General features: G+C 70.8%; 21 protein-coding genes. 7 read left to right on the forward strand and 14 right to left on the reverse strand.

Annotated elements, in window-relative coordinates; all coding sequences use genetic code 11:
- Position 1 precedes the first annotated feature (1 nt).
- Both der and cmk read right to left on the reverse strand, forming a co-directional pair.
- Positions 2-1,393 carry a ribosome biogenesis GTPase Der gene (der, locus tag ACIBHX_RS19880; RefSeq protein ID WP_397068593.1) on the reverse strand — a complete coding sequence of 464 codons (1,392 nt, stop codon included), beginning with the start codon at positions 1,391-1,393 and terminating at the stop codon, positions 2-4.
- Between the two features lie 30 nt (positions 1,394-1,423).
- Positions 1,424-2,080: a (d)CMP kinase gene (cmk, locus tag ACIBHX_RS19885; RefSeq protein WP_397068594.1), complete on the reverse strand. Its 657-nt coding sequence runs from the start codon at positions 2,078-2,080 to the stop codon at positions 1,424-1,426.
- A 97-nt stretch (positions 2,081-2,177) separates the two neighbouring features.
- Between cmk and ACIBHX_RS19890 the strand changes: the two genes are divergently transcribed.
- The 3 genes from ACIBHX_RS19890 to ACIBHX_RS19900 all read left to right on the forward strand — a co-directional run bounded on the left by ACIBHX_RS19890 (position 2,178) and on the right by ACIBHX_RS19900 (position 5,395).
- Entirely contained in the window at positions 2,178-3,317 is a 1,140-nt protein-coding gene (locus tag ACIBHX_RS19890; RefSeq protein ID WP_397068595.1) for an NAD(P)/FAD-dependent oxidoreductase, read from the forward strand.
- An 87-nt stretch (positions 3,318-3,404) separates the two neighbouring features.
- Positions 3,405-4,022 (forward strand): TetR/AcrR family transcriptional regulator, encoded by a 618-nt coding sequence (locus ACIBHX_RS19895; protein ID WP_397068596.1) that lies wholly within the window; start codon positions 3,405-3,407, stop codon positions 4,020-4,022.
- Complete coding sequence (locus ACIBHX_RS19900; RefSeq protein ID WP_397068597.1) at positions 4,019-5,395, forward strand: carotenoid oxygenase family protein; 1,377 nt, start codon at positions 4,019-4,021, stop codon at positions 5,393-5,395. Before ACIBHX_RS19895 ends, ACIBHX_RS19900 begins: the two co-directional genes overlap by 4 nt.
- A 66-nt stretch (positions 5,396-5,461) precedes the next feature.
- Here the strand turns inward: ACIBHX_RS19900 and ACIBHX_RS19905 are convergent, their stop codons facing one another.
- The 10 genes from ACIBHX_RS19905 to ACIBHX_RS19950 all read right to left on the reverse strand — a co-directional run bounded on the left by ACIBHX_RS19905 (position 5,462) and on the right by ACIBHX_RS19950 (position 16,764).
- Positions 5,462-6,541 (reverse strand): prephenate dehydrogenase, encoded by a 1,080-nt coding sequence (locus ACIBHX_RS19905; protein WP_397068598.1) that lies wholly within the window; start codon positions 6,539-6,541, stop codon positions 5,462-5,464.
- A 30-nt stretch (positions 6,542-6,571) separates the two neighbouring features.
- Positions 6,572-6,931 (reverse strand): chorismate mutase, encoded by a 360-nt coding sequence (gene aroH, locus ACIBHX_RS19910; protein ID WP_397068599.1) that lies wholly within the window; start codon positions 6,929-6,931, stop codon positions 6,572-6,574.
- 68 nt (positions 6,932-6,999) lie between these two features.
- On the reverse strand, positions 7,000-8,895 hold the full coding sequence (locus ACIBHX_RS19915) for a pseudouridine synthase (protein ID WP_397068600.1): 1,896 nt from the start codon (positions 8,893-8,895) through the stop codon (positions 7,000-7,002).
- Positions 8,892-9,488, reverse strand: coding sequence for an SMC-Scp complex subunit ScpB (scpB, locus tag ACIBHX_RS19920; RefSeq protein ID WP_397068775.1), 597 nt, complete (start codon positions 9,486-9,488; stop codon positions 8,892-8,894). Before scpB ends, ACIBHX_RS19915 begins: the two co-directional genes overlap by 4 nt.
- An 886-nt stretch (positions 9,489-10,374) precedes the next feature.
- Positions 10,375-11,187, reverse strand: a complete 813-nt coding sequence (locus ACIBHX_RS19925; RefSeq protein WP_397068601.1) for a segregation and condensation protein A — start codon at positions 11,185-11,187, stop codon at positions 10,375-10,377.
- Positions 11,184-12,125: a ParA family protein gene (locus ACIBHX_RS19930; RefSeq protein WP_397068603.1), complete on the reverse strand. Its 942-nt coding sequence runs from the start codon at positions 12,123-12,125 to the stop codon at positions 11,184-11,186. The genes ACIBHX_RS19925 and ACIBHX_RS19930 overlap by 4 nt, the downstream gene beginning before the upstream one ends.
- Positions 12,126-12,240: 115 nt before the next feature.
- Positions 12,241-13,146 carry a site-specific tyrosine recombinase XerD gene (locus tag ACIBHX_RS19935; RefSeq protein ID WP_397068604.1) on the reverse strand — a complete coding sequence of 302 codons (906 nt, stop codon included), beginning with the start codon at positions 13,144-13,146 and terminating at the stop codon, positions 12,241-12,243.
- 5 nt (positions 13,147-13,151) lie between these two features.
- The gene (locus ACIBHX_RS19940; RefSeq protein ID WP_397068605.1) at positions 13,152-13,763 is read right to left on the reverse strand and encodes an NUDIX domain-containing protein; all 612 of its coding nucleotides are present in this window, start codon (positions 13,761-13,763) and stop codon (positions 13,152-13,154) included.
- A 22-nt stretch (positions 13,764-13,785) separates the two neighbouring features.
- Entirely contained in the window at positions 13,786-15,015 is a 1,230-nt protein-coding gene (locus ACIBHX_RS19945) for a TIR domain-containing protein (RefSeq protein WP_397068606.1), read from the reverse strand.
- 87 nt (positions 15,016-15,102) lie between these two features.
- Positions 15,103-16,764, reverse strand: coding sequence for a CTP synthase (locus tag ACIBHX_RS19950; protein WP_397068607.1), 1,662 nt, complete (start codon positions 16,762-16,764; stop codon positions 15,103-15,105).
- Between the two features lie 110 nt (positions 16,765-16,874).
- Between ACIBHX_RS19950 and ACIBHX_RS19955 the strand changes: the two genes are divergently transcribed.
- The 4 genes from ACIBHX_RS19955 to ACIBHX_RS19970 all read left to right on the forward strand — a co-directional run bounded on the left by ACIBHX_RS19955 (position 16,875) and on the right by ACIBHX_RS19970 (position 21,759).
- On the forward strand, positions 16,875-17,531 hold the full coding sequence (locus ACIBHX_RS19955; protein WP_397068608.1) for an acyltransferase: 657 nt from the start codon (positions 16,875-16,877) through the stop codon (positions 17,529-17,531).
- A 10-nt stretch (positions 17,532-17,541) separates the two neighbouring features.
- Positions 17,542-18,666, forward strand: coding sequence for an NAD(P)H-dependent flavin oxidoreductase (locus ACIBHX_RS19960; protein ID WP_397068609.1), 1,125 nt, complete (start codon positions 17,542-17,544; stop codon positions 18,664-18,666).
- Positions 18,667-18,740: 74 nt separating this feature from the next.
- On the forward strand, positions 18,741-19,487 hold the full coding sequence (locus ACIBHX_RS19965) for a GntR family transcriptional regulator (RefSeq protein ID WP_397068610.1): 747 nt from the start codon (positions 18,741-18,743) through the stop codon (positions 19,485-19,487).
- Between the two features lie 10 nt (positions 19,488-19,497).
- Positions 19,498-21,759, forward strand: a complete 2,262-nt coding sequence (locus tag ACIBHX_RS19970) for an ATP-binding cassette domain-containing protein (protein WP_397068611.1) — start codon at positions 19,498-19,500, stop codon at positions 21,757-21,759.
- Positions 21,760-21,768: 9 nt separating this feature from the next.
- On the opposite strand, the gene ACIBHX_RS19975 is transcribed toward ACIBHX_RS19970, so the two are convergent.
- Together ACIBHX_RS19975 and ACIBHX_RS19980 are read right to left on the reverse strand one after the other, a co-directional pair.
- Positions 21,769-23,820 (reverse strand): ATP-binding protein, encoded by a 2,052-nt coding sequence (locus ACIBHX_RS19975; RefSeq protein WP_397068613.1) that lies wholly within the window; start codon positions 23,818-23,820, stop codon positions 21,769-21,771.
- Complete coding sequence (locus ACIBHX_RS19980) at positions 23,817-26,141, reverse strand: ATP-binding protein (protein WP_397068614.1); 2,325 nt, start codon at positions 26,139-26,141, stop codon at positions 23,817-23,819. The genes ACIBHX_RS19975 and ACIBHX_RS19980 overlap by 4 nt, the downstream gene beginning before the upstream one ends.
- Positions 26,142-26,280: the final 139 nt, after the last annotated feature.

A 26,280-nucleotide genomic window follows, 5' to 3' on the forward strand; every position in this document is an offset into this window, starting at 1 on the left:
GCTACTTCTTCTCCTTGCGCTTCTCGCGGATCTTCATGGTCACCTCGATGGGCGAGCCGGCGAACCCGAACTCCTCCCGGATGCGCCGCTCGATGAAGCGCCGGTAGGTGTCCTCCAGCCAGCCCGAGGTGAACAGCACGAACTTGGGCGGCTCGATCGAGGCCTGGGTGGCGAACAGGATCTTCGGCTGCTTGCCCCCACGCACGGGCGGCGGCGTGGCCTGCACCAGCTCGGTGAGGAAGGCGTTGAGGCGCGACGTCGGAACCCGGGTGGACCAGGCGTCCAGCGCCTTCTCCAGGGCGGGCACCAGCCGGTCGAGGTGGCGGCCCGTCTTGGCGGAGATGTTGACCCGCAGTGCCCACGGTGTGCGGACCAGCTGCCGGTCGATCTCCTTCTCCAGGTAGTAGCGGCGGTCCTCGTCGACCAGGTCCCACTTGTTGAAGGCCACCACCATGGCCCGGCCCGACTCGATCACCAGCGAGATGATGCGCAGGTCCTGCTCGGTGAGCACGTCGCTGGCGTCGATCAGCACGACCGCCACCTCGGTGCGCTCGAGCGCGGCCCTGGTGCGCATGGCCGCGTAGTAGTCGGCGCCCTGCAGCTCGCGGTCGCGGCGCCGGATACCGGCGGTGTCGACGAAGCGCCAGGTCTTGCCGCCGAGCTCGATCAGCTCGTCGACGGGGTCGCGGGTGGTGCCGGCCATCGGGTCGACCAGGACGCGTTCCTCGCCCGCCAGCTTGTTCAGCAGCGAGGACTTGCCCACGTTGGGCTTGCCCAGCAGGGCGATCCGGTGCGGGCCGCGCTCGGCCCCGAACGTCTGCTGCGGCGTCTCGGGCAGCGCGTCGAGCACCACGTCGAGCAGGTCGCCGCTGGCGCGCCCGTGCAGGGCGGAGACCGGGAAGGGCTCGCCGAGCCCCAGCGACCACAGCGAGGCGGCCTCCAGCTCCATCTGCTGGTTGTCCACCTTGTTGGCGGCCAGGATGATCTTCTTGCCCGACTGCCGCAGCACCGAGCCCACGATCTCGTCGGCGTCGGTCGCGCCCACCGTCGCGTCCACCACGAACAGCACCACGTCGGCCAGCTCGGCCGCGATCTGGGCCTGCTCGGCGATGCGCAGGTTCATCCCGGTCGCGTCGGGGTCCCAGCCGCCGGTGTCGACGACGGTGAAGCGCCGCCCGCGCCAGTTCGCGTCGTAGGTGACGCGGTCGCGGGTCACGCCCGGCACGTCCTCCACGACGGCCTCACGGCGGCCGATGATGCGGTTGACGAGCGTGGACTTGCCCACGTTCGGCCGCCCGACGATGGCCACCACCGGCAGCGGCACCGCGTGGTGCTCGATGTCGGAAATTTCGAGGTCGTCGAAGTCAGCCTCGACCCAGTCCCCCGTTGTCACTATTTTTCATCCTTTGCGAGTACCGCACCCTCAGGTGCGCTCCTTGATCACTCTCAGCACCTCGGCGATGACCTCGTCCAGAGTGAGGTCGGAGGTGTCGAGCTCGGTCGCGCCAGCCGCGATCGAGAGCGGATCCGTCTTCCTTGTCGAGTCCAGGGTGTCACGCCTGGCCATGTCAGCCTTCTGGGCCTCCACGGTGGTGCCCGCGAGCTCCGCCGTACGGCGGGCGGCACGGGCGTGGGCGCTGGCGGTGAGGTAGAGCTTGACGGGCGCCTCGGGCGCGACCACGGAGCCGATGTCGCGGCCCTCGACCACGATGTCGCCGGCGCCGATGATCTCCCGCTGCATCGCCACGAGCCGAGCGCGCACCTCGGGAACCGCAGCCACCGCGGACACGGCCCCGGTCACCTCGGCCTCCCTGATCGGCCCCGCCACGTCGACGCCGTCGACATGGATCGCCGGCCCGTCGGGGTCGGTGCCGGACTCGATCGCGGGCTCGCCGCATCGCGCGGCGATCGCGCCCGCATCGTCCAGGGCGACCTCCTGCCGGAGCATCCACCAGGTCATCGCCCGGTACATCGCCCCGGTGTCGAGGTAACGCAGGCCGAGCGCTCGCGCGACCCCGCGCGACACACTGGACTTCCCGGACCCCGAAGGTCCGTCCATGGCGACGACCAGCCCGCCCACGGCCTCTCCCTCTTTACGGTTTCCAACCCGAGAAAGGGTATCGCCATTCCGCGGGCGCCATGTCACAACGCCGGGGCGTCGATCCGTCCTTGGGGGCATGACTGAGATTCTGGTTCTTGGGGCCGGTTACACCGGCATGGCGGCGGCGATCAGGCTGGCCGCCAAGACCCGCGCGCACATCACGCTGATCAACGCCTCGCCCCGCTTCACCGAGCGGCTGAGGCTGCACCAGACCGCCGCCGGCGAGAAGCTGGCCGACCACGCCATCCAGGACGTGATCTCCGGGACCGGCATCGACTTCGTCCAGGCCCGGGTCAGGGGCATCGACGCCGAGCGGCACGAGGTCACCGTCGACGGCGGCCGGGTCTTCGGCTACGACAAGCTCGTCTACGCCCTGGGCGCCGTCACCGACCTGTCCATGCCCGGCGTGGCCGAGCACGCCTTCGTCTACAACTCCTACCGGGAGGCGGAACGGCTGGCCGTACGGCTCGGCGAGCTCGGCGGCGGCACGGTCGTGGTGGCCGGGGGCGGCCTGACCGGCGTCGAGTCGGCCACCGAGATCGCCGAGGCGCACCCGGAGCTGCACGTCGTGCTGCTGTCGCGGGGACGCCCCGCCGCGATGATGGGCCGTGGCGCCCGCGACTACCTGATGCGGGCCATGGACCGGCTCGGCATCGAGGTGCGCGAGGGCGGCGTCACCAAGGTGCTGCCCGACGGGGTCGAGCTGAGCGACGGCGAGATCATCCCCTCCGAGGCGACCCTGTGGACCGCGGGGACCAAGGGCCTGCCCCTGGCCGCCCAGGCCGGCCTGACCGTGGACGCGCACGGCAGGATCGTGGTGGACGAGACGCTCCGCTCGGTCTCGCACCCCGACGTCTACGCGGTCGGCGACTCGGCCGCCATCAGCCAGTCGTACGGCGTGATGCACGGGACCTGCCAGGGCGGCATCCCGACAGGGCTGGCCGCCGCCGGGTCGATCATCGCGGTGCTGCGCGGCAGGCGGCCCAAGCCGTTCCGGTTCGGGTACTTCCACCAGCCGCTGAGCATCGGCCGCAAAGACGGCGTCATCCAGTTCACCCGCCCCGACGACAGCCCCCGCAGGGCGTACCTGAAGGGCGCGTGGGCGGTCCGCTACAAGGAGACGGTCAGCGGCAGCCCGCTGCCCACCTACCGCCTGCTCGCCAAGGGTCTGGTCCCCGTGTGGATGTTTCTCCTGGTCGTCGGGTTCGGTTCATGACGCGTTCCCTCCCGGGCGCTTGACATGTCAGGGGCAGGGGCGTCGAATGTCGGTAACAGCGTTACCGAACAGAAACGGCGTTACCGCATGACCGTGTATCAGCTCGCCCAGCGCGAAGGCCAGGACGTGGTCCGAGCCGCCATCCTGGACGCGGCCACGCACCTGCTCGTTTCCGAGGGTGTGGCCGCGCTGACCGTGCGGCGCATCGCCGCCGAGGTCGGCTGCTCGACCAAGGTGATCTACACGCTCTTCGGCGGCAAGGACGGGCTGGTCGAGGCGCTCTGGGTGGAGGGCTTCGCCCGCTTCGAGCGGAGGCTCTCGGCCTGGCGCGACGAGGCCGACCCGCTCGAGCGGCTGATCCGCTACGGCAGCGTGTACCGCGACTACGCGCTCGAGGAGCCGGACTACTACCGGGTCATGTTCCTCGGTGCGGTGCCCGGGTTCACGCCGAGCCCGGAGGCGTTCGCGGCGGCCAAGCGCACCTTCCAGATCCTGACCGACTCGGTGGCGGACTGCCTGGCGGCGGGACTGCTGACTGGCGGGACGGCCGAGGAGATCTCCGACCTGCTGTGGATGGCCGCTCACGGTGCCGTGAGCCTGGAGATCTCCGGGCACTTCGCGCCGCCGGTGGCCGAGCGGCGCTACCAGCGGCTGCTCCTGTCCGTGATCACTCCGTTCCTTCCCGACGAGAGGAACCCGTCATGACCGCGACCACCCCCTTCAGAGGCGGCTTCGCCCCCGTGTCCGAGGAGATCACCGCCTTCGACCTGCCCGTCACCGGCGCCATCCCCGCCGACCTCGACGGCCGCTACCTGCGCAACGGGCCCAACCCGCTCAGCCTCGACGACCCCACCGCGAGCCACCTGTTCTTCGGCGAGGGCATGGTGCACGGCGTACGGCTGCGCGACGGCCGCGCCGAGTGGTACCGCAACCGCTGGGTGCGCAACGCCGCGACCGCCACGCGCCTCGGGGAGGAGCCCAGGCCCGGGCCCGTCCACGGCGGCATGGACTTCGCCGCCAACACCCACGTCATCGGCCACGCAGGCAGGACCTTCGCCACGGTGGAGGCGGGGCCCCTGCCGTACGAGCTGTCCTACGAGCTGGACACGATCGGCACGTGCGACTTCGACGGCGGGCTGCCTGGCGGGTACGCCGCGCACACCCACGTCGACCCTGCCACCGGCGAGCTGCACGCGATCGCCTACACCTGGTTCTGGCAGCACGTCCAGCACATCGTGCTCGACGCGGCGGGCAAGGTCGTCTCGACCAGGGACGTGCCCACCGGCGAGTCGCCCATGATGCACGACTTCGCCCTCACGCAGCGGTACGTGGTGATCTACGACCTGCCGGTCGTGTTCAGCATGGCCCACGCCGAGAAGGGCGCCCTGCTTCCGTACACCTGGGACGACGGGCGGCAGGCGCGGGTGGGGCTGCTGTCGCGTGCCACCGGCGAGGTGCGCTGGGTGGAGGTCGGCCCCTGCTTCGTCTTCCACACGCTCAACGCCTACGACGACGGCGCGGACGTGGTGGTCGACGTGGTCCGCTATCCCAAGCGCTTCGTCGACGCCAGGCTCGACCTGGGCGGCACGCCGACGCTCGACCGCTGGCGGATCTCCCCCTCGACGGGCAAGGTCGTCGAGACCCGGCTGGACGACCGGACGCAGGAGTTCCCGCGCATGGACGAGCGGCGCACCGGCCTGCCGTACCGCTTCGGCTACACCGCCGCCACCCGCGACCTCAACGACGTCGTCCACCCGCGGGACGTGGCGCTGGAGGACCTGCCGGACACGGCCTTCGACAACACGCTCATCAAGCACGACCTGGTCAACGGGACGCAGCAGAGCCGTCAGTTCGGCCGCGGCGCCTTCGTGGGCGAGCCGGTCTTCGTGCCCTCGGTGTCCAGCACGGCGGAGGACGACGGCTACATCCTGTCCTACGTCAACAACCCCGACCGCGGCGCGGCGGACCTCGTCATCCTGTCATCCCAGGACTTCACCGGCACTCCCCTGGCCACCGTCCACCTGCCCGCCCGCATCCCCCTCGGCTTCCATGGCAGCTGGCTCCCCGACTCGATCTAGAGGACTTTGTGATGATCTTGTACGGCGAGCCGCCGCCCGCCGTACAAGATCCCCACAAAGATCGGGTTAGGGGACCTGCCAGCCTCGTTCGTGGAGGGCCTCGGTCAGGGTGGTGACCGCGTGGGGCTGGACCGACAGTTCGGCCAGGCCCAGCGGGAGGCCGGGGGCGTGTTCGAGGCGGACGTCCTCCACGTTGACGCCGACCTCGTCGCACACCTGAAACAGGCGGGCCAGCTGGCCGGGACGGTCGCCGATGACCACCTGGACGACGGCGTAGGCCGCGGCGGGGCCGCCGTGCTTGCCGGGGATGCGGTCGTGGCCGGCGACGCCGCGCTTGAGCAGCTGGGTGAGGTCGGAGGTGGCGGTGCCGTCGCCCTCGGCCAGGGCGCGCAGCGCGGTGGCCGCCTCGGCCAGGTCCTGGGCCACGGCCTCGAGCACCGCCGCCACGGGAGCGGCGTTGCCGGACAGGATGCCCAGCCACAGACTCGGGTCGCTGCCGGCGATCCTGGTGACGTCCCGCACCCCCTGCCCGGCCAGGCCCAGCGCCACGTCGGGCGCCTCGGCCAGGCGGGCGGCCACCGCGGAGGCGGCCACGTGCGGGGCGTGCGAGACGACGGCGACAGCCTGGTCGTGCTCCTGAGCGGGAACCCGGACGGCGTTGGCGCCGCAGAGCTCGACCAGCGCGTCGATCGCCGCGACGGCCTCGGGGGCGGCCTCGTCCGTGGGGCAGAGCGCCCACGGGCGGCCGAGGAACAAATCGGACCTGGCCGCTCCCGGGCCCGACTTCTCGCGGCCGGCCAGCGGGTGGGAGGCGACGTACGTGCTCAGATCGCAGCCGAGCTGGGTGGCCCTGACGATGGGCTCGACCTTCACGCTGGCCACGTCGGTGTAGAACCTGGCCGCGCCGACTTCCTGGAGTGCCAGCAACTCGGTCGCCACGTGCGCCGGGGGGACGGCGATGACGGCGAGGTCGACCGGTGGTCCGGCGGGATCCCATTCCTCGCCGGCGCCGAGTTCCCTGGCCAGCCGTACCGCTCCCTGGTCGCGGTCGGCGAGCAGGACGCGCACGTCCTTCTGGCGCAGGGCCAGCGCGACGGAGGTGCCGATGAGACCGGTGCCGACCACCAGCACGCTACGGAGTTCCATGGCCTTTTCCTGAACTATTGAGCCCTGAAGTTATTGTGCTATGTCCTGGCGGAGCGCGACCGCGCCCCGCAGGTAGACGTGCTGGATGTCCGCGCGCGGGCGGTCGGTCTCCACGTGTGCCATCAGCCGCACGACCCGCGGCAGCGCGCCGGGCACGTCGATCTCGGTGCAGCAGATCAGCGGCACATCGTGGAAGCCGAGCTTTCGCGCGGCGAGCGCGGGGAACTCCGCCGTCAGGTCGGGCGTGGCGGTGAACAGCACGCTGATCACGTCGTCGGTCGTCAGCTGGTTGCGCTCCATGATCTCGCTGACCAGCTCGGTCGTACCTTCGATGATCGCGTCGCGGTCGTCCCCGTCCACCTGGATCGCGCCGCGGATCGCCCGCACCATATGCCTTGTTCCCCTCGATATGGGTGAGAGCCCGTGCTTTCGCACGGGCTCGCGTGGGTCTGCCCAGATTACAGCTTGACGGCGGCGTAGAGCTCGCCGACTTCCTTCAAGCTGAGCGCACGGACCGTGCCCGGCTTGGTACGGCCCAGCTTGACCGGCCCGAACTCGATCCTGGCCAGGTCGATGACGCGGTGGCCCGCTTCCTCCAGCATGCGCCTGACGACGTGCTTACGTCCCTCGTGCAGCACGACCTCCACCAGCGCCTGCTGGCCGTGCTCCTGCACGATCGAGAAGTCGTCGGCGCGGGCCAGGCCGTCCTCCAGCTCGATGCCCTGCTTGAGCCTGCGGCCCAGGTCGCGCGGGATCGGGCCCGGGACCTTGGCCCAGTACTTCTTCTGCACGCCGTAGCTGGGGTGCGTCAGCCGGTTGGCCAGCTCGCCGTCGTTGGTGAGCAGCAGCAGGCCCTCGGTCTCGGTGTCGAGCCTGCCCACGTGGAACAGCCTGGGCGCCAGCTCCTGGACGTAGTCGGCCAGGGACGGGCGGCCCTGCGGGTCGTCCATCGTGGACACGACGCCGATCGGCTTGTTCAGCGCGTAGTAGACCAGGTCGGGGGCGGTCGGGATGCGCTTGCCGTCGACGTGGATGATCTGCGTGGCGGGGTCGACCTTGGCGCCGAACCTGCGCACGACCTGGCCGTTCACGGTGACGCGGCCGTCGCCGATCATCTCCTCGCACGCCCTGCGGCTGGCGACGCCGGCCTGGGCCAGTACCTTCTGCAGCCGGACGCCGTCGGGCACCTCGGTGGTGTCGCGCTCGTCGGTGTAGCCCGGCTCGTAGAAGTTACGGTCGCGGATGGGCTGCCTGGCGGTCTTGAACCGGTTCTCCGGCTTCTGGGGGCTACGGTTCCCGCCGATCGTCTGCACGTCGTCGCGCCTGCCGGTACGGCTGGCCCGTACGGAACCCGCGTCCCGCCTGCCCGCCGGGCCGTCGGGGCGCCTGCCGTAGCGGGCCCTGGACGACTCCGCACCGCGCGCACCCTCGCGGGGCTCGTTGCCACGGTCGCGGTCGTCACGGTCGTATCCGCGCTCTCGGCCGAAGCCACGGTCGCTGCCGTAACCCCGGTCCCCGCGGTCTTGGTCACGGTCCCGGTTGTAACCCCGGTCCTGGTTGTAGCCACGGGCCTGGTTGCCGCCGCGGTCCTGGTTGTAGCCACGGGCCTGGTTGCCGCCGCGGTCCTGGCTGTAGCCACGGCTCTGGTTGCCGCCGCGGTCCTGGCTGTAGCCACGGCTCTGGTTGCCGCCGCGGTCCTGGCTGTAGCCACGGCTCTGGTTGCCGCCGCGGTCGTCGCGGTCGCGGCCGAAGCCACCGTCCCGGGCGTGACCCCGGTCGTCGCGGTCACGACCGTAGCCGCGGTCGTCGCGGTCCCGGTTGTAGGGGCGGTCTCCGCGATCGGGACCGCGGGAGCCGGAGCCCTCTCGGGAGGCGGGCCCGCCGTACCTGGCGCGCGAGGCTCCGCGGTCGCCGCGGGAATCGTCACGGCTGCGGAAGTCGCCGCGACCGCGGGAATCGTCGCGACCACGGGAGTCGTTGCGACCGCCGGAATCGTCACGCCCGCGGAAGTCGCCACGTCCACGGGAATCGTCACGCCCGCGGAAGTCGCCACGTCCACGGGAATCGTCGCGACCACGGGAGTCGTTGCGACCGCCGGAATCGTTGCGACCACGGGAATCGTCACGACCACGGGAGTCGTCGCGGGGGCCCGCGCGGAACGAGCCGCGGGAGTCGTCGTCGCGGCGCGGGGTGCGGCGGGGGTCGTCCGTGCGGCGGCCACCGCGGCTGTCGGCGCGGAAAGAGCCGCGCGTGTCGTCGGAGCGGAAGGCGGGACGGCCCCCTCGGCTACCAGAGCCGGTGGCACGTCCGCGACCGCGTCCATCACCGGACGGGGTGCTTCGCCTGTTGATCACTTGGTTGTCTCCTCGAAGTTCTCCACGTCGTCAGGGAGGAAGGGGGCGAGCTCGGGAAGCTCGCTCAAGTCCTTCAGTCCCAGACGCTCCAGGAAGTATGAGCTTGTCCGGTAGAGCACTGCCTGGCTCTCCGGGTCGGTGCCGGCCTCCTCGACCAGCCCCCTGGCGACGAGAGTCCGCATGACTCCGTCGCTGTTCACGCCGCGTACCGCGGCCACGCGGGCACGGCTCACCGGTTGCCGGTAAGCCACGACCGCGAGAGTCTCGAGCGCGGCCTGGGTCAGCCGCGTCTGCTGGCCGTCACGGATAAACCGCTCGACCAGGGCAGCGCAGTCGGCACGCGTGTAGTAGCGCCAGCCGCCTGCCACTTCCCTCAAGTCAAACCCCCGACCCGCCTCGGTGTATTCCGCCTCCAGCTCACGGAGTGCGGCCGCCACCTCGTGCGTGGGCCGTTCGAGCACCTGCGCCAGCGTCACCTCGGCCACCGGCTCGTCGACCACCATCAGGATGGCCTCCAGCGCGGCCCGCAACCCCGGCCCGACCCCGCCCTCCTCCCCAACCTCCGCGTCCCCCACAACGCCCACGTCACCCACGACGCCCGCGCGTCCGGCCTCCGCCGCTGCCACGGACAGGACGTTCTCGCGTGCCCACGTCTCCGGGTCACCCACATCGCCCGCGTCGCCCACGCGTCCGGCCTCCGCCGCCGTCCCGGACGGGGCGGGCTTGGGGTCCTCGTCCGTCAGCTCGACGGGCGCGCCGGGAGACTCCTGCTCGGGCGCGGGCCTCGCGCCGGGCACCGCCGCACCCAGACTCGCCGCACCGGCGCCGACGAAACCGGCCGACACCGCCGAATCCTCACCTTCGTCCCCGGTACGGCCAGTAGGCACGAACTCCCCGTCCCCGACACCGTCGGCAGGCACGAACTCCGGGTCCCCGGCGTAGTCGGCAGGCTCGAAGTCCGCGTCCCCGACACCGTCGGCAGGCACGAACTCCGCGTCTCCGGCGTGGTCGGCAGGCTCGAAGTCCGCGGAGCCGGAGTCTTCCGGCTCACCACGCCGCGCGACGCCGTCGCCGTGCATCGTGCCCTCGCCGTCAGCGCGTCCGCGCTCGATCCCGCCCTCAGCCTCGACCTCGACGCCTGCGTCGAGGTCGACGTCCGAGTCGGCTTCGCTTACCAGCGCGGCATCCACGTCCGAAGCGAGGGACCCGGTGTCCACATCGAGCCCACCACTCCTGGCCGCAGGCACGTCCGGAGCGGCAGGCGTGGGAGCGCTCTGGGGTTCTGGCGCGACGGCGGACGACTGGGTGCCGGCAGTCTCGGACGCGGCATCCGAGGCGGGCTCACCCTCCCGGGCCGCAGGCACGTCCGGAACGGCAGGCGTGGGACCGGGCGCGGGCTCGGCGGGGTCGGAGTGGCCTGCAGGGTCGGCCAGGGAGCCCGGGAGGGTCATCCAGGCAGGCAGGTCCGAGTCGCCGTGCTTACTCATCGGTTCGCTTCTCCGCGCTCTCTTCGTAGTCGTCGCCCACCGAGACGTCGCCCTCGTCGGCCCCCGTCCAGGTGACGTGCAGGTCGCCCAGCGGCTCGAGCTGGTCGAAGGTGACCGCCGACTCCCGGAAGAGCTCGAGTACGGCCAGGAAGCGGGCGATGACCTCGAAGGTCCCGTCGCAGTCGGCGACCAGGGCGCGGAAGGTCGCCTTGCGCATCCGCCGCAGCCGCTGGACAAGGATAGCCGCCTGCTCCCGCACCGAGGCGAGCGGTTGGTAGATGTGGCCGACCGAGACGGTGGGCGGCAGCTTGGGGGTGAAGGCCCGGGCAGCGATCTTGGCGAGCTGGTCGGGCCCGATGCCGAGCACCAGCTCCGGCAGGAGGTTGGCGAACTGCGGCTCCAGGGCCACCGTACGGGGGAAGCGCAGGGACTCCTGGGCCATCAGACCGGAGAAGACCTTCGCCACTTCCTTGTAGGCCTTGTACTGCAGGAGGCGGGCGAACAGCAGGTCGCGGGCCTCCAGCAGCGCCAGGTCCTCCTCGTCCTCGACCTCGCCCGAGGGCAGCAGCCTGGCGGCCTTCAGGTCCAGGAGCGTGGCGGCGACCAGGAGGAAGTGACTGGTCTGGTCGAGGTCCCACTCGGGCCCGCGCGACTTGATGTAGGCGATGAACTCGTCGGTGACCTTGGAGAGCGAGACTTCGGTGATGTCCAGTTTGTGCTTGGAGATGAGCCCGAGCAGCAGATCGAAGGGACCCTCGAAGACGTCCAGGTGGACCTGGAAACCCTGCTCGGACGGAGTTGTCACCTGGCCATTGTCGCAGGCTGCGGCCAGCGCGCCAGCACCTCTCTGGCCAGCTCCCGGTAAGCGTTCGCGCCGAGCGAGGACGGGTCGAACGTGGTGATCGGCTCGCCGGCGACCGTGGCGTCGGGGAAGCGGACGGTCCGGTTGATCACCGTGTGGAAGACCTTGTCGCCGAAGGCCTCGACGGTGCGGGCGAGCACCTCGCGGCCGTGCAGCGTGCGGGCGTCGTACATGGTGGCCAGCAGGCCCTCGATCTCGAGGTCCTCGTTGAGCCGCTCCTGCACCTTGGTGATGGTGTCCATGAGCAGGGCGACGCCGCGCAGCGCGAAGAACTCGCACTCCAGCGGCACCATGACCCCGGCGGCGCAGGTCAGCGCGTTGATCGTGAGCAGGCCAAGCGAGGGCTGGCAGTCGATCAGGCAGACGTCGTAGTGCGGCAGCAGCGGCTTGAGCACCCGGCCGAGCACCTGCTCGCGGGCCACCTCGGTGACGAGCTGGACTTCGGCGGCGGACAGGTCGATGTTGCTCGGCAGCAGGTCGAGGCCCTCGACGCCGGTCTCGAGCAGCACGTCTTCCGCGGTGACGGACCTCTCCATCAGCAGGTTGTAGACCGTCAAGTCGAGCTGGAGCGGGTTGATGCCGAGGCCGACCGACAGGGCGCCCTGCGGGTCGAAGTCGACCAGCAGCACCTTCAGCCCGCACTCGACGAGCGCGGCGCCCAGGTTGATCGTGGTGGTCGTCTTGCCGACGCCACCCTTCTGGTTGACCATCGCGACGACCCGGGCCGGTCCGTGCGTGTCACGGGGCACGGGATCGGGGAACGTCGGGCGCGGCCGCCCGGTCGGACCCAGGTTCACGCCGCTGGATGGCGTGTTCGTCTTGGTGTCGCCCCAGGGGTTGTCGGGGGTCCCCGGGGTCGAACCGTTGGTCTTCACAGTCACCAGCTCGAACCTCCCTGACGATCCCGAACCGGACCGTCCGGACGGACACTATGGCGTCGGCACTTAACGCAGCAAGGCGGCACGCCGGAACCGCCGCACGTCGAAAGACTATAGATCACTGCCGGGCACGGGGGTGCGCCGCGGCATAGACCTCTCTGAGCTTGTCAACGGTGACCAAGGTGTACACCTGGGTAGTGGTCACCGAGGCGTGGCCCAGCAGTTCCTGCACCATCCTAACGTCGGCGCCGCCGTCGAGCAGGTGAGTTGCGAAGGAATGCCGCAAGACATGCGGAGAGATCCCGTTAAGCCCGGCTCGTTCGGCGGCCGCCTGCAGCACTTCCCAGGCGCCCTGGCGGGTCAGCCGCCCTCCCCTGGCGTTGAGGAAGATCGCGGGGGTGCCGCGGCCGTGCGCGAGCAGGCCGGGGCGGGCGCGCACCAGGTATGCGTCCAGCGCGCCACGGGCATACCGGCCGAGCGGGACGACCCGGGTACGGCCGCCCTTGCCGCGCAGCCGTACCTGGTCGTGCTCCACGTCGTCGACGGCGAGTCCCACCGCCTCCGAGATGCGGGCGCCCGTGCCGTACAGCACCTCGAGGAGGGCGCGGTTGCGGAGGGTCAGCGGCGCGCCGTCGGGGCCCGAGGCGGCGATGAGCCGCTCGACCTCGTCGACCGTGATCGCCTTGGGCAGGCGGCGCAGCTGGCGCGGCGGCCGCACCTCGTGCGCGGGGTCGTGCTCGGTCATCCCCTCGCGCAGTGCGAAGCGGTGCAGCCCGCGTACGGCCGAGACCGCTCTGGCGGCCGAGCCTGCCACGAGGGCGGGGTGCTCGCCGTCGCCCTCGCGCAGAGCGGCCAGGAAGCCCAGCACGTCGGACTCCCCGACGTCCGACAGCTTGTCGCGGCCGCGGGCGCGCAGGTGGTCGACGTAGCGGCGCAGGTCGCGCCGGTAGGAGGCGAGCGTGTTGGCAGCCAGGCCACGCTCCACCGCCAGGTGGGCGAGGTAGCTGGAGAGCACCGCCTCCACGAAACTCACTCCTCAGGTGTGTCGGCGGGCCGCAGCCCCGCGAACCCCTCGGCCGAAGCCACGTATGCGGCGAGGATACCGGCCACTGTCGGGGAATTGTGGATCATTCCCGCGAGCACGTGTTCCACCGCCTCCTGCAGCGGCATCCAGATCGTCGGCATGTCGGCCTCCTCGTGCTCGCGCACGAAGGTGATCTCCTCCTCGGGGATTGCTGTGATGCCGCGGGCGAGGAAGATGCGCGAGCGCTCGTCGGAGGCCCCGGGGGTGACGAACAGGTCGAGCAGCGTGTGCCAGGTGTCGGCGCGGTAGCCGCTCTCCTCGGCCAGCTCGCGCGCCGCCAGGTCGACCAGCGCCTCGCCCGGGCGGTCGCGCAACCCGGCAGGCAGCTCCCACAGCAGGTGCTTGACGGCGTGCCGGTACTGGCGCAGCAGCAGCACGTACCCCCGCTCGTCGACCGCGACGACGGTGACCGAGCCCGGGTGGGAGATCAGGTCGCGATCGGCGACCGCGCCGTCTGGCATGCGCACGGCTTCCGTGGTGACCTTCAACAGCTTGGTGCGCAGGCGCTCGGTGGAGGAGACGACCTCCCACTTGTCTGCGGTGTCGCGTACGTGCATTCGCCCACGGTAACGCAGGCGATCATCCGAATCGTGCCGCGACCTCCCGGGTCACGGTATCGAGATCTTCCTGGGCGTAGCAGGAGATGTAGAGCTCACGCAGGTCGGGCACCAGGTCCACGTTGTCGGCCAGGGTCTCCAGCATCGGCCCGATCACCTCGGTGGTCGCGGCTCCGCCCTGCCCGGTGCCGAGCAGCGGAAGGATCACGCTGCGCAGCCTGCCGTCGCCGAGTCCGGCCAGCCGTTCCTGCTCGCCGCGCTGCGGGGTGCCCGGCGGGGAGAAGACGCCGTCGGCGGCGTTGATGTCGGCCAGCGCGGCCAGCACCGAGCGGACGCACGCCTCGATCTGGTGCGGGTGCTTGTAGGGGATGACCTTGCTCTCGGCGTCGACGGCCTGCACGGCGGCCACGTGCAGGATGGCCCGCGCCTTGTTGACCTTGGCCAGCTCGCTGGCGGGCCCGCCCGCGCTGGTGGCGAAGACCTCCCCCGCCTGGACGGGCCTGCCGCGCTCGCGCAGCTGCCAGTCCAGCTCCTGCTGGATGGTGTCGACGTACAGCCCGGCCTTGATCGTCGCGCCGCGCCTGCGCAGCAGCGAGGAGACGGTGTGGCTTTCGAAGAAGCGGGCCATCTGCATGTAGTCGTTCTCGGGGTTGACCAGCGCGTCGATGCCCCGCACCTTGGCGATGTCACCGCTGGCCAGGTGCAGCGCCACCCCGGTGGGCAGCGTGAAGCTGGCGGCCCGCTGGTCGTCCCTGGCCCTGGTACGGCGGGGCGGCCTCCTGCCCTGGCGCGCGGCGGTCGCGCGGGCGGCGTGCTCGAGCGCCGGGGCGAGCTCGGCGACCAGCGCGTCCCCGCGCGACAGGGCGATGTTCCGCGTCATGACGTACTGCCTGTCGGCGATGTTGAGCGCCTTGACCTCGGCGACCATCTCCTCGTCGGCGAGGTCGAAGCCGACGGGCACCACCGCCAGGCTCAGCGCGGTCGCCAGCGCGATCTCCCTGCGCACCCACTCCGACTGCGAGGTGCCGGGGCCGACCAGCACCAGCAGCACGTCACTGGCCAGGATCTGGCGGTAGATCTCGGTCTCCCAGTGCATCCCGGCCATCAGCCGGGCGTCGTCCATCCACGGGTCGTACTCGGCGTGCTGGGCCAGGATGTAGTGAAGGATCTCGGCCTTGGTGTTCTCCTGGACCAGGCGTACGCCGCCCTCGTCGCGAGAGAGGTTCTTCTTGTAGCAGATGAAGACGCGCATCGGGCCCGTCCCTTTGGCCACGGGGGTATGCCGTGATACTGCCAGAGACAGGCCCGGGCGGCTACCGCTCCGCCCCGGCGGGGCGGCCTACTTGACCGCTTCCGCGACGCGGCTGTCGGCGTAGGCGAGGGCGGCGGAGATGAGGCCCTTGAACATCGGGTTGGCCCGGGTCGGCCGGGAGCGGAACTCGGGGTGGGCCTGGGTGCCGATGAAGAACGGGTGCACCTCGACGGGCAGCTCGGTGTACTCCACCAGGCGGCCGTCGGGCGAGAGCCCGGAGAAGACCATGCCGACCTTCTCCAGCTGCTCGCGGTAGGAGTTGTTGACCTCGTAGCGGTGGCGGTGGCGCTCGTCGGCCTTGGCCCGCCCGCCGTACAGCTGCCTGGCCAGGGTGCCCTCGCCGAGCTTGGCGGTGTAGAGGCCCAGGCGCATGGTGCCGCCCATGTCGCGCTCGCCGGCCACGACGTCCTCCTGGTCGGCCATGGTGGAGATGACCGGGTGCTTGGTGTCGGGGTCGAACTCGGCGGAGTTGGCGTCCTCGACGCCGGCCAGGTTGCGGGCGGCCTCGATGACCATGCCCTGCATGCCGAGGCAGATGCCGAGCAGCGGGACCTTGTTCTCGCGGGCGTGGCGGATCGCGCCGATCTTGCCCTCGATGCCGCGCACGCCGAAGCCGCCGGGGATCAGCACGCCGTCGACGCCGTCGAGCTCACGGGAGGCGCCTTCGGGCGTCTCGCAGTCGTCGCTCTTGACCCAGCGGATGTTGACGCGGGCGTCGTTGGCGAAGCCGCCTGCGCGCAGCGCCTCGGTGACCGACAGGTAGGCGTCGGGCAGGTCGATGTACTTGCCGACCAGCGCGACCGTGACCTCCTTGGCGGGCCGGTGCACCCGGCGGAGGAGCTGCTCCCACTCCTTCCAGTCGACGTCCCGGAAGGGCAGCCCCAGCCGCCGTACCACGTAGGCGTCCAGGCCCTCGGAGTGGAGCACCTTGGGAATGTCATAGATCGAGGCGGCATCGATCGCGGAGACGACCGCGTCCTCGTCCACGTCGCACATCAGGGAGATCTTGCGCTTGAGCGAGGTGGTGATGGGCCGGTCGGAGCGGCAGACGATGGCGTCGGGCTGGATGCCGATGCTGCGCAGGGCGGCCACGCTGTGCTGGGTGGGCTTGGTCTTCAGCTCGCCGGACGGCCCGATGTAGGGCAGCAGCGAGACGTGCAGGAAGAAGACGTTGTCGCGGCCCACCTCGTGCCTGATCTGGCGGACGGCCTCGAGGAACGGGAGTGACTCGATGTCGCCGACGGTGCCGCCCACCTCGGTGATGATCACGTCCACGTCGGGGCCGGCCATGCCGCGGATGCGGTCCTTGATCTCGTTGGTGATGTGCGGGATGACCTGGACGGTGTCGCCCAGGTACTCGCCGCGGCGCTCCTTGGCGATGACGTTGGAGTAGATCTGCCCGGTGGTGACATTGGCCGAGCCGTGCAGGTCGGTGTCGAGGAAGCGCTCGTAGTGGCCGACGTCGAGGTCGGTCTCGGCGCCGTCGTCGGTGACGAAGACCTCGCCGTGCTGGAACGGGTTCATCGTGCCGGGGTCGACATTGAGGTAGGGGTCGAGCTTCTGCATGGTGACCCGCAGACCGCGTGCCTTGAGCAGGCGACCGAGGCTGGATGCCGTGAGCCCCTTGCCGAGACTGGAGGCGACACCGCCGGTGACGAACAGATGCTTGGTTTGCGATGCGCTGCGCAAAGGGGCTCCCGTGGCTCGAGGTGTGGTCAACATGTCCACGGGCTCTCAGGATATCAAAGAACGCCCCCGACATGCCCGAACGGCATGACCAAGCGGTAACTTTGGGCTCTATGTCACTAGTTGGCGCGCTGATTCACCGCGCATATGGGTTGGTCCGCAGGGCGGGCGCGATCAGTCCCGCCAACCCCGCCGGCTACCGATTCCGCCGTCTGGGCGACGGGGTGAGCATCGCGTTCCCGCCCGGGGCGATCTTCGGCGAGCAGTGGATCGAGATCGGCGACCACACGCTGATCGGCGAGCGCGTCTCGCTCTCCTGCGGCATGGGCCCGGGGGTGGATCTCGGCCCCGACTCGATCCTGCGGATCGGGGGCAGCTGCTCCATCGGGCGCGGCAGCCACATCGTCGCCCACCAGTCGATCGACATCGGCGACCACGTCTTCACCGGGCCGTACGTCTACATCACCGACCAGAACCACGTCTACGACGATCCCGATGTGCCGATCGGCAGGCAGTGGCCGCGCAACAGCCCGGTCTCGATCGGGTCAGGCTCGTGGCTGGGGGCGGGCGCGATCATCCTGCCGGGCACGCGGCTCGGCAGGCAGTGCGTGGTGGCCGGCGGCGCGGTGGTGCGCGGCGAGTTCCCCGACCACAGCGTCGTGGCGGGTGTGCCGGCCAAGCTCGTCCGCAGCTACGACCCGGAGCAGGGCTGGCACACCCCGGGCATCGCCGTGACCCGGACAGTGGACCTGGACCGAACATCGTTCTAGAGTCATTGCCATGCGGAGCGCCATCTGCGAACGGTTCGGCATCGAGTTCCCGCTCTTCGCGTTCAGCCACTGCCGCGACGTGGTCGCCGCGGTGACCAACGCGGGCGGCTTCGGCGTCCTGGGCGCCGTCGCCTACACCCCCGAGCAGCTCGACACGGAGCTGACCTGGATAGACGAGCAGGTGAACGGCAGGCCGTACGGGGTCGACGTGCTCGTCCCCGGCAAGATCGAGGCGGCAGCCGTAGCTTCAGATGCCCATATTTCCGACTTCATCCCGGAACGGCATCGCGACTTCGTCGCCCACCTCTTCACGAAATATCAGGTCAAAGGCGATACGGGCGGGCTCAGTGGCTCCGCCGACGAGTTCGGCAGACGCGTGACCGCCGCGGGCGCCACCGGCCTGATCGACGTGGCGCTCAAGCATCCCATCGGCCTGATCGCCAGCGCGCTCGGCCCTCCCCTGCCCGAGATGGTGTCGCTGGCCCGTGACCGGGGCGTCCCCGTCGCGGCGCTGGTGGGCACGGTCGAGCATGCCAGGCGGCAGGTCGCGGCGGGCGCGGACCTGATCGTCGCGCAGGGCACGGAGGCCGGCGGGCACACCGGCGAGATCTCCACGATGGTGCTGGTGCCGCAGGTGGTGGACGCGGTCGCCCCGGTCCCCGTGCTGGCGGCCGGCGGCATCGCCTCGGGCCGCCAGATGGCCGCGGCGATGGCGCTGGGCGCGGAGGGCGTCTGGTGCGGCTCGGTCTGGCTGACCACCGAGGAGGCGGAGACCGCGCCCGCGGTCAAGCGGAAGATGCTGGCCGCCTCGTCGCTGGACACCACCCGGTCCCGCTCGCGCACCGGCAAGCCGGCCCGGCAGCTGAAGTCCGCCTGGACCGCCGAGTGGGACGAGGGCGGGGAGAGCCCGGGCCCGCTCGGCATGCCGTTGCAGATGCTGGTGGCCGAGGGCGCGATGGCGCGCATCACCGCGGCCGCCGAGCGCGGCGTGCCCGGCGCGGTCGAGCTGGCCAACTACTTCGTCGGGCAGGTCGTCGGCCAGCTCAACCAGGTCAAGCCGGCCCGCGAGGTGGTCTACGACATGATCAGCGAGTTCTCCGAGGCCCTGGACCGCCTGACGCGCATCACGGACTGAGGGTGCGGGCCGTCCCGGGCCCTTCTCGGCGGCGGGCCGTGCCCGGCGTCCCGGCCGCGCCGTACCCTGGCTGGATGGGCAATCCGGCACCCGAGCTGCGTCGCGGCACCGGCGTGCCCGCGCACGTCCAGATCGAGCGCTGGCTGCAGGAGGCGATCTCCGCAGGTCAGATGGCGCCGGGCGACCGCCTGCCGGGCGAGCGCGAGCTGGCCGCCGGGCTCAAGGTGAGCCGCATGACGCTCAGGCAGGCGCTGGCCGCCCTGGAAGCCAAGGGGGTGCTGGTCAGGGTGCCCGGCAGGACGGGCGGCGCGTTCGTGGCCGAGCCGCGGATCGACTGCGATCTGACGGGGCTGGCCGGATTCACCGAGCAGATGCGCCGGGCCCACCTGCGCGCCGAGGCCGCGGTTCTGAAGGCGGCGACCGTACCCGCCGCGGCCGAGGTCGCGCAGGCGCTGGAGATCAGGGCCGGCGAGCCGGTGCACGAGATCGCGCGGGTGCGGTCCGCGGGCGGATCGCCTGTCGCGCTGGAGCACTCCTACTTCCCCGCGGCCCGCCTGCCGGACCTCCTGGAGGAAGACCTGTCCGGCTCCATCTACGACATACTGAAAAATCGGGATCTGTCGCCGCACACGGCGGTCGAGTACCTGGACCCCGTCATCTCGACCCCCGATCAGGCGGAGCATCTCGGGATCGAACCCGGCGCCCCGCTGATGCGCATCGAACGCACCGCCCACACCGCCGCGGGAATTCCTGTAGAACACGCGCACGATTTGTTCCGGCCGGATAGAGTCCGAATCTCCGTACAGTGTACGACTCATTGAGGAGACGCGAGTGGAGCGGGCGGCGGCGGACACCCACGACGTCATCGAGGTCAGGGGAGCCAGGGAGAACAACCTCAAGGACATCTCTCTCGACATCCCGAAACGCCGCTTGACGGTCTTCACCGGAGTGTCGGGATCGGGCAAGTCGTCGCTGGTCTTCGGCACCATCGCGGCCGAGTCGCAGCGGCTGATCAACGAGACCTATACGGCGTTCCTGCAGTCGTTCATGCCGAGCATCGGCAGGCCCGACGTCGACGCCCTGGACAACCTGAGCGCCGCGATCGTGGTGGACCAGGAGCGGATGGGCGCCAACTCCCGCTCGACGGTCGGCACGGCCACCGACACGCACACGATGCTGCGGATCATCTTCAGCCGGATCGGCACGCCGCACATCGGCACCTCGGGGGCGTTCAGCTTCAACCTGGCCGAGGGCATGTGCCCGGCGTGCGAGGGGCTGGGCCGGGTGTCGGACATCGACGTCGACGAGCTGGTGGACAGGAGCCTGTCGCTCAACGAGGGCGCGATCACGGCCCCCAACTTCGCCGTCGACTCCTGGTACTGGCGGGTGATGGCCGAGTCGGGGCTCTTCGACCCGGACGTGAAGCTGAAGGACTTCACCCCGCGGCAGTGGGACGACTTCCTCAACAAGCCCAACACCAAGCTCAAGATCGGCTCCCACAACATCAACTACGAGGGCCTGCTGGTCAAGGTCCGGCGCCTGTACGTGGACAAGGACCGCGGCACCAAGCAGGCGCACATCAAGGCGTTCCTGGAGCGGGCGGTGAAGTTCGCGCCCTGCCACGAGTGCGGCGGCACCCGGCTGAACCAGGCCGCGCTGTCGTCCAGGATCAACGGCTACAACATCGCCGAGTGCGCGGCCATGCAGATCAGCGACCTGGCCGAGTTCATCAGGGCCATCACCGACGCCGGCGTCGCGCCGATGGTGGCCACGCTCAGCCACACGCTCGACTCGCTGGTCGAGATCGGGCTGGGCTATCTGAGCCTGGACCGCGAGTCGGGCACGCTGTCGGGCGGCGAGGCGCAGCGCGTCAAGATGGTGCGCCATCTCGGCTCCAGCCTGACCGACGTCACCTACGTCTTCGACGAGCCCACGGTCGGCCTGCACCCGCACGACATCGAGCGGATGAACAACCTGCTGCTGCGCCTGCGGGACAAGGGCAACACGATCCTGGTCGTGGAGCACAAGCCGGAGACGATCCAGATCGCCGACCACGTCGTGGACCTCGGCCCCGGCGCCGGTTCGGACGGCGGCCAGCTCTGCTACAACGGCGACCTCGCCGGGCTGCGCGCCTCGGGCACGCTCACCGGCCGCCACCTCGACCACCGCGCCAGGCTGCGCGGGCAGGTACGGCAGGCCACCGGTCACCTGCCCATCCGCGGCGCCGGCCTGCACAACCTGAAGGACGTCAGCGTGGACGTCCCGCTGGGCGTGCTGACGGTGGTGACAGGGGTGGCCGGGTCGGGCAAGAGCTCGCTCATCCACGGCTCCCTGTCGGGCAGGCGGGACGTGGCGGTCGTCGACCAATCGGCCATCCGCGGCTCCCGCCGCAGCAACCCGGCCACCTACACCGGCCTGCTCGACCCGCTCAGGACGGCCTTCGCCAAGGCCAACGGCGTCAAGGCGGCCCTGTTCAGCGCCAACTCCGAGGGCGCCTGCCCCACGTGCAAGGGCATCGGCCTGATCTACACCGACCTGGCGATGATGGCCGGGGTCGCCTCGGTGTGCGAGGAGTGCGACGGCAAGCGCTTCACGGCCGAGGTGCTGACCTACAAGCTCAACGGCAGGGACATCAGCGAGGTGCTGGACATGCCGGTCGCCGAGGCCGCCGCGTTCTTCCCGCACCCGATCCTGGACCGGCTGACCGACGTCGGGCTGTCCTACCTGGGGCTGGGCCAGCCGCTGACCACGTTGTCGGGCGGCGAGCGGCAGCGGCTCAAGCTGGCCATCCAGATGGCGGAGAAAGCCACCACCTACGTGCTCGACGAGCCCACCACCGGCCTGCATCTGGCCGATGTGGACCAGTTGCTGGCGCTGCTCGACCGCCTGGTGGACGCGGGCAACTCGGTGATCGTCATCGAGCACCACCAGGCCGTGATGGCGCACGCCGACTGGATCATCGACCTCGGCCCGGGCGCCGGATCCGACGGCGGCCGGATCGTCTTCACGGGCACGCCGCACTCCCTGATCGCGGACTCGGACACGCTGACCGCCCGTCACCTGCGCTCCTACGTCGACGGAGGTACCTTCTGAGCTCCGGGGTCACGCGCCGACCGCGTAGGGGGTGGTGGACTCCAGACCGTGCCTGGCGCCGTCGCGGAAGAGGGCGGTGAAGGCACGGTCTCCCAGGCGGTCGCGGGACTGCTCGACGCAACGCTCGTGCCACATCGCGTGGTACCACAGGCCGTCCGGGGAGGCCTCGACCGCCTGCCACAGCGCATGGGCCGCGCCGAGGAGCCAGGCGGCGCGCTGGTGATCGCCGCGGGCGCAGGCGGTCCACGACAGCACCTCCAGGCACTGCGTGAGGCACCACCGGTCGTCGATCTCCCTGGTGAACTCGGCGGCCTCGCTCACCAGTGCCTCGGCCCTGCGGCAGTCGCCCTGGTTCCACGCGGCGATGCCGAGCGACAGCTGGGCGTACCCGCGCGACACCACCGCGTGGTGTGCCTCGCACAGCGCCAGGAACTCCTCTCCGAACCGGGCGGCTCGCTCGGGGTCCTCCGCCGCGCCGTACGTGGCCGCGTAGTAGAGGCTGAAACCCACGCCGCTGAGGTCGCCGGCGGCGCGGTAGAGGTCGAGTGACTCTTCCAGGAGGGCCAGTCCACGCCGGGGGTCCCCGGTGGAGAAGGCGGCGACGCCGGCGGTCCGGATGGCGAACGGCAGGACGCTCTCGTTGCCCGGCCGGCGCGCCAGGCTGTGGCATTCCTCGAGCCTCCGCAGCGCGGTCGCCAGGTCACGCTGGCGGAGGGCGATCATGCAGTCCACCCAGAGCGCCATCCCCCTGGCGATGCCCGACGGCACCAGGTTCAGGCCACGCTCCAGCCAGTACCTGCCCTCGGTGAAGGAACCCGCCGCAAGCCAGTAGCCCCACAGGGAGGTGGCGGTTTCCAGCTCCTTGACGGCGGTCCTCGGATCGCTGAGACCCAGCTCGAGCGCCGCGCGCAGGTTGGGCAGTTCCCCGAGGACGAGCTGCAGACGCTCGAACTGGTCGGGCGCGAGCACGTCGATCCGGTGGTTCTCCGCCAGAGCGTGGTAGTGCTCGAGGTACCGTCCGTGCAGGGCCCGCGTTTCCTTCGGCTCCAGCTGCTCTGCCCCGTAGGCGCGGAGGCTCTCCAGCATGCGGTACCTGAGCCCGGGTGCCGAGTGCTCCCCCGCCAGCACCGATTTGTCGACCAGCCCGGCCAGCAGGTCGATCACGTCGGCGACGTCGATCCCGTCGCCCGCGCACACCGCCTCGGCGCCGTCGAGGTCGGCCCCGCCGGGGAACATCGACAGCCGGGCCCACAGCCGCTGCTCGGCCGGCGAGCAGAGATCGAAGCTCCAGTCGATGGTCGCGCGCACCGTCCGGTGGCGTGGCAGGACGGCGGGGTCCCCGCGCAGAACGTCCAAGCGTTCGTCCAGCTCGCCGGCGAGCTGCTCCAGCCCCCGGGTGCGCAGCCGGGCCGCGGCCAGCTCGATCGCCAGCGGGAGCCCCTCCAGACGCCGGGCCAGCCGGGTCAGGACGGCGGCGTCGCGCGCACCGAGAGTGACGCCGGGCTGCGCGGCGGCCGCACGCTCCAGGAACAACCGCACGGAATCATGGCGTTCGACGTCGCGGAGCGGCTTGCCGGCCTCCGGCACGGACAGCGGAGGTACGGCCAGCACCTGCTCGCCGCCGACTCCCAGGGTCTGCCGGCTGGTGGCCAGGATCCGCAACCGGGGAGAGCGGCGCAGCAGCCGATCGGCGAGAACGGCGCAGTCCTGGAGCAGATGCTCGCAGTTGTCCAGCACCAGCAGCATGCGCTTGTCCGACAGGTAGTCCGCCAGCGCCGCCATCGGATCGGGCCCCACGTACCGCAGGCCCAGAGCCCCGGCGACGGCCGAGGCCAGCAGGTCGCCGGATTCCAGGGTGGCCAGCTCGACGATCTCGACGCCGTCCGGGTACTTGGGCCTGAGCGCCTGGGCGACCCTGCGTGCCAGCCGCGTCTTGCCGACACCGCCGGTACCGGTCAGGGTCAGCAGCCGCGTGCCGGACAGCATCCGCCTGACCTGCGCCACCTCGTGCCGGCGTCCGACGAAGGCGGGCTCGTCCGCGTGCTGATCGGCGCGGCTCATGGTGAACCTCCGGACGGGTCCTCGTCAGCCAGCGGGTCCAGCCCGCTGACCCACGCGGCGATCTGCACCCGCGAGGTGAATCCGAGTTTGGACAGAATGTGCTCGACGTGTCCCTCCGCGGTGCGCTGAGCGATCACGAGCGTGGCCGCGATCTCCCTGTTGCTCATGCCCCGGGCGACCAGCTGGGCGATCTCCATCTCCCTGCGGGTGAGCGCCGACGGCCTTCGTGCCGGTTCGCCCTCCGGGGTCTCCTCGCGCATCGCGTACTCCAGCGCCTCGGCGGGCGCCAGCTCCATGCCCTTGCGCGAGAGGCCGTCGAACCTCTTCCGGCCGAGGACTTGCCTGGCGGCCTCCTGGCAGGCGTCGTGCCCTGAGACGAGGTAGCCGAACAGCGGGCCGCCGAAGGATCGCCACATCCGCTCGGCGGCGCCCAGGAGCAGCGCCGCGCGCTCGGCGTCACCGTCGTCGCAGTACATCCGGGCCAGGACCTCGACGCACAGGGCGACGCCCAGGCGGTCGTCGAAGGGTTGCTTGAGCCGGAGCGACTGGCGTTCCATCTCCACCGCCCGCCGCGTGTCGCCCTCCCTCCACACCTCGATCCCGTACGCCCACAGGACGTAGGACCGGAACCAGTTCTCGCGGCGCGGTTCGCAGATCGCCAGGCACTGCTCGAACACCTCGGTCGCCTGCGCGGAACGTCCGGCGAGCGAACGCACGACGGCGAGGTAGATCAGCGCGTTGACGACGCAGATCTGGTCGTCCGCGGCGCGGCCGTACTCCACCGCCTCGGTCAGGAGCCGCAGCGCCTCGGCGGAATCCCGCTGGAGCAGGGCGTTGAGCCCGGCGACGTAGGAGACGGTTCCCGTGAGCGACAGATCGCCGAACTCGCCGGTCAGCTCCCTGCACTCCTCCAGCAGGCCCGCGGCCACCGCGAAGTCGCTCTGCAGGACCGCGAGCCGTGCCTGGAGGCACAGCGCCGAGGCGCGCATCAGGGTCGGCCGCGCGTCCACGGCTAGCAGGCGCTCGAGCCAGCTTCTTCCCTCGTGCGGGGAGTTGGCGGCGATCCAGTAGAAACGCAACGCCGTGGCGATGACCAGGCCGGACTCCTCCTGGCCTGGAACCGCCAGGCAGTAGTCGAGGGCGGTGCGGAGGTTGTCGTGCTCGGTGCGCAGGCGCGCGTACCAGGCCACCTGCTCCGGCCCGAACCAGTCCCGCTGCGCGGACAGGGCCAGGTCCTGGTACCAGTCGCGATGCCGGCGCCTGAGGTTGTCCTGCTCACCGGACTCGCGCAGCCGGTCGCGGCCGTACTGGCGGATCGTCTCCAGCAGCCGGTACCGCACCGTCGTCCCGTGCTCCTCCCGCATCAGGATGGACTTCTCCACCAGGCCGGTCACGAGGTCGACGATCTCCTCGACGTCGATGCCGTCGCCTGAGCACACGTGCTCGGCCGCCTCGAGATCCAGGCTCCCTGAGAACACCGACAGGCGGGCCCACACCGTCTGCTCCTGCTCGCCGCACAGGGCGTAGCTCCAGTCGATCAACGCGCGCAACGTCCGCTGACGGGGCAGCACCACCCGCGATCCCGCGCTGAGCAGCGTGAAGCGGTCCTCCAGCCTGGCCAGCAGCTGCTCCACGGAGATCACCCGGAGCCGGGCGGCCGCGAGCTCGATGGCCAGGGGCACGCCGTCCAGGCTCCGGCAGATCCGTGCGACGGCCTCCTGGTTGTCGCCGGTGATCGCGAAGCCGGGCAGTACGGCGCCGGCCCGCTCCGCGAACAGCCGCACCGCGTCCGACTGCTCCAGCGGATGATCGGCGTTCGGCAGCGGCAGCGGCGGCACCACCATCGTCTGCTCGCCGGCGACGCCGAGCGCCTGCCTGCTGGTGGCCAGGATGCGCAGGCCGGGCGCGGCACGCACCAGCGCGTCGGCGATGAGGGCGCAGCCGGACAGCAGGTGCTCGCAGTTGTCCAGGACCAGCAGCAGTTGCTTGTCCCGCAGATGTTCCGTGAGGACCTGCAAGGGGGTCCTGGTCGACAGGTCGGTGATCCCCAGGGACTCGGTCACCGCTTGGGCGAGCAGCTCGGGGCCGTTCAGCGTGGCGAGCTCGACCAGGCACACGCCGTCGTGGAAGGCCCGCCGCACGTCGGCAGCGACGCGCAGGGCCAGCCGGGTCTTGCCCACGCCGCCCGCCCCGGCCAGCGTGACCAGCCTGGAACCTGTCAGCAGCCGTTTGACCTCGGCTATCTCATGCCGCCGCCCCACGAAGCTGGTCAGCTCGACCGGCAGCCCGCGGACCTGCGGCTCCTTCGATGTCACCCGCATCAACGCTCCACCTGCTCGGGCCCTCGGGGACCTGAGCCGACAAAACCCAGATTACGCCGGGGCCGTTTCCGCTTGTACACCGGCGACGAGCTGCGCATACCCTGAAGATGAACGTCTCGGCGCCACTTCGCCGGCGACC

Source organism: Nonomuraea sp. NPDC050536, assembly GCF_044457685.1.
In the GTDB taxonomy this organism is placed as follows: domain Bacteria; phylum Actinomycetota; class Actinomycetes; order Streptosporangiales; family Streptosporangiaceae; genus Nonomuraea.